The sequence below is a fragment of the Anaerovibrio sp. genome (assembly GCF_045637405.1).
Lineage (GTDB): Bacteria > Bacillota > Negativicutes > Selenomonadales > Selenomonadaceae > Anaerovibrio.
Genome location: NZ_JAZTZI010000019.1, coordinates 23,899 through 34,794, shown reverse-complemented (window position 1 = coordinate 34,794; position 10,896 = coordinate 23,899). Strand labels below are relative to the sequence as shown.

The 10,896-nt window shown below is 44.4% G+C and carries 10 protein-coding genes; 2 read left to right on the top strand and 8 right to left on the bottom strand.

Features of this window, described 5'->3' with window-relative positions:
- The 5 genes from ACKI5G_RS01565 to ACKI5G_RS01545 form a co-directional block, all read right to left on the bottom strand.
- Positions 1-1,003, bottom strand: a 1,003-nt coding sequence (locus tag ACKI5G_RS01565; RefSeq protein WP_407396992.1) for a TolC family protein, incomplete at its 3' end; no start/stop codon positions are given.
- A 313-nt stretch (positions 1,004-1,316) separates the two neighbouring features.
- Entirely contained in the window at positions 1,317-1,898 is a 582-nt protein-coding gene (locus ACKI5G_RS01560; protein ID WP_407396990.1) for a viroplasmin family protein, read from the bottom strand.
- Positions 1,898-3,181 (bottom strand): amidohydrolase, encoded by a 1,284-nt coding sequence (locus ACKI5G_RS01555; protein WP_407396988.1) that lies wholly within the window; start codon positions 3,179-3,181, stop codon positions 1,898-1,900. Before ACKI5G_RS01555 ends, ACKI5G_RS01560 begins: the two co-directional genes overlap by 1 nt.
- Before the next feature lie 148 nt (positions 3,182-3,329).
- Entirely contained in the window at positions 3,330-3,947 is a 618-nt protein-coding gene (locus ACKI5G_RS01550; RefSeq protein ID WP_407396986.1) for a M15 family metallopeptidase, read from the bottom strand.
- A gap of 230 nt (positions 3,948-4,177) precedes the next feature.
- A complete protein-coding gene (locus ACKI5G_RS01545; RefSeq protein WP_407396984.1) occupies positions 4,178-4,996 on the bottom strand; it encodes a M15 family metallopeptidase in 819 nt (272 codons plus the stop codon).
- A 260-nt stretch (positions 4,997-5,256) separates the two neighbouring features.
- Here ACKI5G_RS01545 and ACKI5G_RS01540 point away from each other — a divergent pair, with 260 nt between their 5' ends.
- Together ACKI5G_RS01540 and ACKI5G_RS01535 are read left to right on the top strand one after the other, a co-directional pair.
- Complete coding sequence (locus ACKI5G_RS01540; RefSeq protein ID WP_407396982.1) at positions 5,257-6,834, top strand: peptide ABC transporter substrate-binding protein; 1,578 nt, start codon at positions 5,257-5,259, stop codon at positions 6,832-6,834.
- A gap of 22 nt (positions 6,835-6,856) precedes the next feature.
- Positions 6,857-7,990 carry an amidohydrolase gene (locus ACKI5G_RS01535; RefSeq protein ID WP_407396980.1) on the top strand — a complete coding sequence of 378 codons (1,134 nt, stop codon included), beginning with the start codon at positions 6,857-6,859 and terminating at the stop codon, positions 7,988-7,990.
- 19 nt (positions 7,991-8,009) lie between these two features.
- Here the strand turns inward: ACKI5G_RS01535 and ACKI5G_RS01530 are convergent, their stop codons facing one another.
- From ACKI5G_RS01530 to ACKI5G_RS01520, 3 genes are read right to left on the bottom strand one after another with little or no spacing between them, the layout of a single operon-like run.
- Positions 8,010-8,975 (bottom strand): ABC transporter ATP-binding protein, encoded by a 966-nt coding sequence (locus ACKI5G_RS01530; RefSeq protein WP_407396978.1) that lies wholly within the window; start codon positions 8,973-8,975, stop codon positions 8,010-8,012.
- On the bottom strand, positions 8,968-9,957 hold the full coding sequence (locus ACKI5G_RS01525) for an ABC transporter ATP-binding protein (protein ID WP_407396976.1): 990 nt from the start codon (positions 9,955-9,957) through the stop codon (positions 8,968-8,970). The genes ACKI5G_RS01530 and ACKI5G_RS01525 overlap by 8 nt, the downstream gene beginning before the upstream one ends.
- Positions 9,958-9,977: 20 nt before the next feature.
- A complete protein-coding gene (locus tag ACKI5G_RS01520; protein WP_407396974.1) occupies positions 9,978-10,895 on the bottom strand; it encodes an ABC transporter permease in 918 nt (305 codons plus the stop codon).
- Position 10,896: the final 1 nt, after the last annotated feature.

Here is a 10,896-nt window from a genome sequence, read left to right as displayed (position 1 = left end):
GACCGCTTGGCCTCCGACTTGCTTTCCTTTTATTCACCTGGGCCGAGGTTATTCCACTATCAAAGATATCCCAGCTCAGTGCAACTCCGGCAGTCCAGCTGTCTGAAGAAACACTATCTGTCTTAAAGGCAGAGCTTCCGCCGATATTGCGGCTTACACCTGCATCCAGCTTAGGACGCATACCTGCTTTTGCAGCCTCCATTTCTGCTTTTTTCTGCTTTAGGTTATACATTTTTTGGAACAGATCAGGACGATGTAACAAAGCATATTCGTCACATTCCGGCAAAGAAAAGCCGTATTTTTCATATAAAAGCTGCTCCCGTGGTTCCGTTTCCGTTTCCGTTGGTAAGCCTACATCGTTATTAAATGTTGCAATAGCCACATTTAAATCATTGATTTTCGTTACCAGAGCCTGTTTACCCTCAGCCAATGAAACCTCAGAGCTAAGCACATCCTTTTGGGCAACTACGCCAGCCCTCATCTTGGCATTTACGTTATCCAAATGGGCCTGAAGATTATTGACGGATTCCTGATATACCTCAACTTCACTGCGGCACTTTAGGATATTGTAGTAATCTCCTGATACAGTATTGCGTATTTTTTGCTTGGTACGCTCCAAATCCAGTTCTGCTCCGGAAAGTCCCATTTCAGCGGCTTCGATGTTATTTTCTATTTTTCCGCCGGAATAAAGGGGCATGGACATGGAAAACTGATTTGTATACAGACCATCATGTTGCCAGCCTTCATAGGATTTTCCACCTACGCGATAAGCATGACTAGTCCAATTAACTTTAGGACCACCATTGCGGCGTGCTTCTCTCAAGCCCCAATAAGCGCTATCCAGATCTGCGCCACTTTCTTCGATAATATAATTGTTATCAAGGGCCATCTGTATACCTTCATCCAGAGTTATATCCACACGCTCTGCAGATGAGGTACCACAAGCAGTAAGCACAGCCAAAGCCAATGCAATAGCTCCAGCCTTTTTCCTTCTGAATTTCATATAGAACATCCCCCCCTGTGTTCAAGCGAACAAAGCAATATAACGAGCTGAAACGCTAATTGGAAGATTTTTCTTCTGAAAGAAGAAAAATTTGAACAATGGCGTTATAAAACCTGCTGCATGAAATATAGAAAATAATTGCATACATAACTCATTTACGATATTTCTACCTTTTAAAGATAAAATCCTGCATTTGTATGAAAAATCAGACAATTATATGGAAAAAAATTTATACTTATCCAAAAAAAATCCCCAACTGTTAAAACAGTCAGGGATTAAAATTTATCTCCTATAATTACATGAAATTAGTTTTTTAGATTTCCAAAGCTGCCTTGGCCAGCCTGTCTGCCAGCTCATTTCCTTCTACCCCGGTGTGCCCGGCCACCTTTACAAAGGTTACCAAATTCTGCCGTTCCTTCATAAAGGCGGCATAATGGGCAGTTAAAGGTGTATTGGTTTTCCAATGGCCAAGGGCCCACTCGGAAATTCCCACATAATCATGACAGATTGTAATATGGTCTATGCCCTGAGCCTCAGCCCACAGCACCGCTTCCATGGCTCCAGCCACCTCACCGGCCACGTTATGGAGCTTGGCAGCCTCATCAGAGGTTCCCTTGCCATTGGCCTTGAATATCAGCTGATTATTTTCATAGATAGCCATCCCCCAGCTGTATTCCCCATTGAAATAGGATCCATCCACATAAGCTATCACACCTTCAACCGGAGCCACCAGAACTTCCTCATCATTCATATAGGCCTCAGCCTCAGCCTTGGTGACAAAGCCCTTGAACTTGGCCCCCTTAAAGCCAACGGTCTGTTTCTGACACTCAGCCCAGGTGGTATAAATCCCCGGCTGACGGCCCTGCTTTACAGCATAAAACTTTTTTTGAGCCATTATCTGTTCACCAAATCCATAGCTGTTTCCTGTGCCTCATGGAGAATTCTCTCCTCGTCCATGGTGAGAACAGTGCCCTTTTCCATAATAACCTTACCATCGCAGATTACAGCATCCACGGAGCTGGAGCTTGCGGAATATACCAGCAGGGATACAAGATCATGACGAGGGCACCAGTCAGCACGGTTCATGTCATAAAGAACAATATCAGCCTTGTAGCCAGGAGCCAGCTTACCCACCTTATCCAGCAGAAGGGCCTTGGCACCGTTTTCAGTACCCAGCTGGAGAGCCACCTTTGCTGGAACTGCCAATGGATCTAATTCATTCACCTTGTGAAGCATTGCTGCCAGACGAACCTCCTCCAGCATATCAAGGTTATTGTTGGAGGAAGCGCCATCAGTACCCAGAGCCACATTTACCCCTTCTTTCAAAAGGCGAGGAACTGGGGAAACACCGCTGGCCAGCTTCATATTTGAGCCAGGATTATGAATAGCGGAAATATTATGCTTCTTCATAATGGAAATATCCTCATCATCCAGCCATACGCAGTGGGCGGCGATGGAAGGCAGCTCGAAAAGGCCAGTATCTTCAATATACTTGAATGGACGCTTGCCATACTGCTCCTGTATCTGTTTGATTTCCGCCTGGGTCTCATTCATGTGAATATGAATTGGAATCTGATGCTTTACTGCCAATTCCCGTGCATATTCACAGAACTCAGGAGGACAAGTATATGGGGCGTGAACACCCATCATAATTGTAATAAGGCCATCACCGGCACCATGATAATTCTCAAATAACTGAACATTGTCCTCCAAGATCTGACGACCTGCAGGGAACAATCCAATGGCACCCCGGGCAATTACACCACGAATACCAGCCTTGATGGTAGCCTCGATAACGGACTCCATGTGAGGACCATACATATCTGCATAGGTGGTAGTACCAGTTTTAATCATCTCCAAAAGAGCCAGCTCGCCACCTACACGAATATCCTTTTCCACCATTTTGGCCTCTGTTGGCCAAATACGGTTATTGAGCCAATCCATAAGCTCCATGTCGTCACCGTAGCTTCTTAGCATGGTCATGGAAGCGTGAGTATGACCGTTAACAAATCCAGGTGCGGCAAAGTGATTACTGCCGTCTACAGTGCGGTCCGCCTTAAAGTCAGCCGGAATATCACCAATAGCAAAAATCTCCGTATCCTTTACGGCAATATCAGCCACCTTACCACTATAATCCTCCATCAGGACATGGGCGCCCTTAATAAGTAAGTTGCTCATCGTTTACCCTCCATATTAATTCGCACATTCATTCTGCCCTATAATTTTAACATAATTGGACATTTTTATATATATTTTTCAAAAACATATATAAATCAGCGATCAACAATGTTCTTTTATCCATCACCCGTTATAGCCGTACAAGTGATTAATAGTCAGGGTACCATTTCTTTATCTGCTCAGTGGGAATCTCGAAATGCTGATAGTCCTTTTCCTCATCCCAGTCGCCACCCCATTCAAAGCCATTTTCCTCAAACAGGCAGACACAAATATCATCCTTGGTAATTTTATAAGGATAATCCTTTTCCCTGTCACAATATTCCTTGCCATTGTCCGGTACAATATAAATACTGCCATCATCCAAGGTCTTTATATAAGGGTTGTACCGCGGATTGATATCCACTGCCAACCCAAGGCCATGCTTGGATATGCGATTAGTGTGGGCCACTAGACGATAATTGAAGCTGGAGCCGTTGTTATCCGCCATGGAACGGTCATCGTCCGCATCATATTCATCAATGAGACGAAACTTCTCCATCGGATAGCCAGCCTCATAAAGCTGTTTAAAAATATCTATAAGACGGTCTGCAATATGAAAATTGCACACCATTTCCCCCTCCAGGGTTTCCCCTGCAAGATTCTTATGTAAAAAGTGAATATACCGCAGCTCCATTACCGGCAAGGTACAGCCCTTGGCAAAGGACTTTCCCTCCATCTTTGTAAACAGCTCAGGAGAAATCTCCTCAATATAAAAATCAGTATCCATATTTGCACCCTTCCTTAGATTTTACTAACTGGATACATCCAGCAATTTTTATTTAGTGGAAAACGCACATTTTAAGTACATGGTCAACGCGCCTCCGAGTAATTTAAAATCTCATTTTATTTTACTCGTTTTTTTGTTTTTTTCAAACCAATCCAAGAACTGGACAAGAAATAATACAATATTAAAAGGGATATGACTCTGAGGTCGCATCCCTTGTTTTTTATAGTTTGTTACTTTTTCATATCATCGATGGTGAAGTTGAAGTAGGTCTTTGGATAAGGCTCATTCTTCAGGAAGAAGTGCCACCACTCCGTATCAATTGGTTCAAAACCATGCTTAATCATTGCTTCACGTAAAATCATGCGGTTTTCAAACTGTTTCTTGGTAATCTGTTTATTTTTTGGAATTGATTTACCTTCAAACTTACCGGTATATACCCCGGTTTCCGGGTCACCGCACCAGGTAGGATGGCTTTCCAAGCCGAAGTGATCGAAGGTGCCACCCATATCCACTTCTTTACCGGTGTTCATATCAAACAGGGTTAAATCAATGGCGGCCCCCCGGCTATGACCGGATTTAGCATCTATATAGCCATCAGCAAACAACCTTGTCTTGTCCACCTCCGGGTAGAAATAGTCCTTCATGCGTTTATCGTCCAAATCCTTTGCCCAGGCCACGAAATTATCGACGGCCCTCTGTGGACGATAAGCATCATATACCTTCAGCCGATAGCCTTTTTTCATTACATCATCGGATACTTCCTTTAAGGCCGCAGCTGCTTCCCGGGACATCAATATACTTGGCTGTGTGTAGCCATTAATTCGGTCACCTACAAAATTGTAGGTGGAAAAGTACCGAACCTCCTGAATAATGTCTGGCACCACATCCGACAGCACTACAAAGCCCGTTGGGTCATTTACATTTACACTGCGGGCAGACATCGTTGCCACATCTGCATTAGCCGCGTCAGCAGCCTGAGCATGGATAGGCAAAAATACCCCAGCAGCCAATATCATTCCACCCATAAGACCTAAGAATTTCTTATTCATGTTTATAATCCCCCTTAACACTTTTATACTACCATGATTTATTCTTGCAAAAAGTTCATTTTCCTTCTAAACTACCAAAATTCCATCTTTGATTGACATATTAATCATAATGTGGCAGTTTGTCCCAACGCTTCTTCTCTTGTCTAAATCCAGGATCTTGCCAAGTAAATAAAATGGAAATAGAAAAAAAATAATAAATAGAGTATAATTTATATCGACGTAGTTAATTTATTCTAACACTTAACAGGAGTGAAGAAACGATGAAAAAAAGGACATTATTAATGTTTTTTGCTCTGCTTATGTGCCTTGGCATAATAAGCGGATGCGATTCCAACAATGGTTCCTCAGACAAGACTATTTCCATGGCCCTGTCCAACGAACCATCCTCCCTTGACCCTGCCATGACCTATGGCCTCACTGAGGGTACAGTTCAGCTACAGCTGTTTGAAGGACTTACCCGTCTGGATGAAAAAGGGGTTGTCCAGCCAGCTCTGGCAGAAAAGTGGGAAATTTCCCCTGATGGTCAGACCTACACCTTCCATTTACGTCAAGGCATAAAATGGTCGGATGGTACCCCAATAACCGCCAAGGATTTTGTATATTCCTGGTTGCGTGTACTGGACCCGGCCCTGGGCTCCGGCAATGCTTATATGCTGTTTAATATCGCAGGTGCCGAGGATTATAACAGTGAAAAGGGCTCAGTAGAAAAGGTTGGGGTAAAAGCCCTTGATGATAACACTCTTGAAGTAAAGCTGACTGAGCCGGCAGAGTATTTTCTGGATTTGACGGCCTTCCATGCCTTTTATCCTGTACCAAAGCATATTGTAGAGGGCAAGAGCGACACCTGGGCCAGCAATTATGATACCATCGTCGGCTGTGGTCCATTCAAAATCACCAAGTGGGATCATTCCAGTGAAATCGTTTTGGAAAAGAATGAAAATTATTGGAATCCAGATGTAGTTGCTTCCAATACTATAAAGATGCCTATCAGCGAATCTAAGAGTACCCGTCTCACCATGCTGGAAAGCAAAAATACGGACATGGTGTTGGATCCGCCACCAGCTGATGAGGACAGATTGAAGGCTCAGGGCTTGTATAAGGTAGAGCCACAGCTTGGAACTACCTACTATGTATTCAATGTTACCAAGGCACCATTTGATAGGCTGGAGGTTCGCAAGGCCTTCGCTATGGCTGTTACCCGTCAGGACTTGATTGACAAGGTTATCCGTAACGGCAAGACCGCAGCCAACACCTTCGTTCCTATAGGAATTGTACACGATGGCAAGGATTTTGCCAAAGAAGGCGGTTCCCTCATAGTTGAGGATGGGGCTCAGGCCAAGAAGCTTCTCGACGCTTCCGGCTATAAGGGTGAGCCTGTTACTATTCTGTACAATACCAATGAAGTTAACAAGGCTATTGCCGAGTCCATTCAGGCTATGTGGAAAAACACCCTCAATGTCAATGTAGAGCTGATGAATCAAGAAACCAAGGTATTCTATGCCTCCCGTGAAAATGGTGAATATCAGGTTGCTACTGCCAACTGGATAGCCGATTTTGCTGACCCGGTTAATTTCCTTGATGTATTTACCGCCAAGGATAATGATGCCCAGTACCACAATGAGGAATACAACGCTATCATGAAGGCTGCCCACAAGGAGGTTGACCCGGCCCGTCGGTTGGTTCTTCTCCATCAGGCTGAGAAAAAGCTCTTCGATGATTGTGTAATTATTCCACTCTATTACACCTCTCAGGTAATTGCCGTTGATCCAAATTTCCAGGGTTATTTCTTTACCCCAATGGGTATTCCGGATCTGATTAAAGCATATAAGACAAAATAATTTCAATAAAGTTTAGATTATAATGTCAGATATAAAAAATGAGCTCTGCCAACTGGCAGAAGATTATAAGGATACCTTTAATAATATTGCCGATTATATTCATGACCATCCGGAGCTGGGCTGTAATGAGGTTTTGGCCTCCACCTATCTTAAAGAGCTCTTATCAAATGAGGGCTTTATGGTGGAGAATATCCTGCCGGACCAGTTCCCTACCGCTTTTAAGGCTTCCAAAGGCCAAGGGAATATTCATATTGGCTTTTTGGCTGAATACGATGCCCTGCCGGAAATTGGTCATGGCTGTGGTCACAATCTCATAGCCGCCATCAGTACCACGGCGGCTATGGTTTGTGCCAGCCAGCTACCGAATGATGTCACAATTCATCTCTTTGGCTGCCCGGCGGAGGAAACCATTGGCAGCAAGGTAATGATGAGTGAGGCGGGAGTCTTTGATGGATTGGGAGCAGCCCTTATCTGTCATCCTGGCAGTGAAACCACCTTTGGGGGAACCTCATACGCCACTCACCCACTCCAAATTACCTTTAAAGGGAAGCCTGCCCATGTTGCTGATCCGGATTATCACGGCATAAATGCCCTTGATGCGTTGGTTGATTTCTATCAGCGGCTAAGTGAGCTGGAAAAGTCTTTTACCCAGCCCTATATTTTAGGAAAAATTATCACCGAGGGTGGTACGGCACCTAATATAATTCCTGAACGGGCGGTGCTGCGGGCCACCATTCGTTCTTTAAGTACCACATACCTTGAAAAAACCATGCTGCCCCAGATAAAAAGCTTAGCTAAAGAGGTTGCTGAAAAGCATGGTACAGAGCTGGAAATGATTCATTATGAACCACTATTTAAGGATATGGTGAATCATAAGCTGTTGGAGAGCTACGCCAGGTCTAATTTTACGGCACTTGGTATAGAGGATATCAAAACGTATCCTGATGATTATGCCGACGGCTCAACCGATGTGGGTAATGTAAGTCATGTGGTTCCCACCATTCAGCCAGAAATAAAAATCGGCGATGATATTGCTGCCCATACTCCTGAATTTGCGGCAGCAGCCGGCAGTCAATACGGCAAGGATATGGCCCTAAAGGCCGTAAAGGGTCTGTGTATGACTGTAGTTGATATACTAGAAAAAGGACTTCGCTAATTGCGAGGTCCTTTTACTTTTAATATGTATGACAGGCTACCCTATGCCCATGTATTTCTTTCATCACTGGCTTTTCACTGCGACACTTATCCGTTGCCTGTTCACAGCGTGGTGCAAAGGGACACCCTTCACCGTTATATGTACCAACCTCACCCTTTATCAGGGAAATATCCTGCTGAACATCAGGGTCTGGAACTGGTATCGCCGCCAACAGTGACTTGGTATATGGATGCATTGGGTTGGAATACAATGAATCGGCGTCGGCCAGCTCCATAATAGCTCCCATATACATAACAGCCACCCTGTCACTGATATATTTTACCATGGCCAAATCATGGGCAATGAAAAGATAGGTCAGTCCCAATTCCTTTTGTAATCTTCTCATAAGATTAACCACCTGGGCCTGAATGGATACGTCCAAGGCGGAAATCGGTTCATCGCAAATAATAATATCAGGATTTACAGCCAAAGCCCGGGCAATACCTATACGCTGCCGCTGTCCACCACTGAATTCATGGGGAAAACGGTTGGCCTGCTCCCTGCTTAGACCAACTAATTCCAGCAATTCATAGACCCGTTTCTGTTTAGCCTTATCGTTATCATATACATGATTTATTTCCAAAGGCTCAGCAATAATTTCTCCTACGGTCATTCGGGGATTCAGACAGGCATAAGGGTCCTGAAAAATCATCTGAATCCGCTTTTCGGGTCCATTGGTTAAGTCTAATTTTTCCCCTTTAAGGTAGACCTCACCCTCAGTTGGTTTATATATTCCCATAATGGTTCTACCGGCAGTGGTCTTGCCACAGCCGGATTCTCCCACCAAGCCAAGGGTTTCCCCTGGTTCAATATCAAAGGAAATACCATTTAATGAATAAGCATATTCTGCAGGACGGCCCCAAAAATTCTTTTTGGTAACGAAGAGCTTCTTTAAATTTTTAACTGAAAGCAAGGGCTTGTTATTAGGAATTTTTGTATTATTCATCGTGCCCCTCCTCTCTGTCACGGGATGGAAGCCAACATTCCACAAAATGCTCCTTACCCATATTTTCGTAATCCGGGCGACAAGCAGCACAAATCTTCATGGCATCACCACATCTAAGGGCAAAGCTGCAACCCTTAATATCATAAAGTAAATCAGGAGGATTACCCTCAATAACAGGCAGCTCAGTATCATCCACCTTATCCACCCGTGGCAGGGAGTTTAAAAGCCCCCTGGTATACGGATGCTGTGGGTTATGGAATATTTCACCTACGGGACCGGACTCCACAATGCGGCCAGCATACATTACATTTACCCTATCACAAATGCGGGCAATAACCCCCAAATCGTGGGATACCAAAACAATGGACATATTCATTTCCCGGCGCAGTTCATCCAATAGGGCTAAAATCTGGGCCTGAATAGTAACATCCAATGCGGTGGTAGGCTCATCGGCAAATAACAGCTTAGGCTTACAAATTAAGGCCATAGCTATCATTACCCGCTGACGCATACCACCACTAAATTCGTGGGGATAAGCCTTCATCCGCTCTTCCACCTTAGGTATGCCAACCCGCTTCAAGAGGGCCACTGCTGTATCATAGGCTTCCTTTTGACTAATACCTTGGGCCTTGATGATGCCTTCTGTCATTTGCTGGCCAATGGTCAATACCGGGTTCAAGGAAGTCATGGGGTCCTGAAAAATCATAGCCATGGAGGTACCGCGATAATTGGTCATTTCCTTGTCGGAAAGATTAGTAATATCCTGATTTAAAAGTTTAATGCTTCCGTCTTTTATAAAGGAGTTCTCCTGAGGCAGGAGTCCCATTACGGCATGGGCAGTTACACTTTTACCACAGCCGGATTCCCCTACAATGCCCACGATTTCACCTTCGTCCACATTCAGGCTTACGCCGCGAACGGCATTAATATCTCCCCGATAGGTATGGAAGCCAACGGATAAATCTTTAATTTCTAAAATCATATCTAGCAGCTCCTCCTATCTTAACGGCGCATTTTAGGGTCCAGGGCATCCCGCAGGCCATCACTAAAGAAGTTGAAGGCCAGCATGGTCAAGCTGATGGCCACGGCTGGGAAAAAGAGCTGAAATGGGAATGCCCGCATGGTATTAATGCCATCGGAGCACAATACGCCCCAGCTGGCCATAGGAGCGGAAACACCAAGACCAATGAAGCTCAAAAATGCCTCGGTAAAAATGGCATCAGGAATGGATAAGCTCAGAGAAACAATGATTACTCCCACCGCATTAGGAATTAAATGCTTGAATAAAATCCGGCGGGAGCTGGCTCCCATACTGCTGGAGGCCAATACGAATTCCTGCTCCTTAATTTTCAATACCTCACCGCGAACAATACGGGCCATTTGCAGCCAATAGCTGATACCCAGGGCAATATAAATATTCAAAAGCCCTGGCTTAAAAACCACCATGAGCAAAATAACGTACAAAAGGGTAGGAACACTGTAGAGAATATCCACAATATTCATCATAATACGGTCAGTTCTGCCACCTATAAAGCCAGAAATGCCTCCGTAAATTACCCCGATAAACAAATTAATCAGACTGGCCACCACACCAATGGACAAGGAAATTCTGGCACCGTACAGGACACGAATAAACATATCACGGCCCAGATTATCAGTACCGAAGAAATGCTCCATAGATGGAGGCAAATTGGTTTGGGATAAGTCCTGATCCGCATAGGAAATGTTGGATACCATTGGAATAATAATGGCAGACAGCATCATTAAAAGGATAAATCCCATCCCAAGCATAGCAGCCTTATCCTTTTTTAGGCGAGCCCAGGCATCCTGCCAATAGCCAACAGAGCTCTTTTGTTCCTCCTCCGAGGTCTGTATATAAACTGAACGGTCAAGGGGAGAAAAATCATATTGTGTATTCATG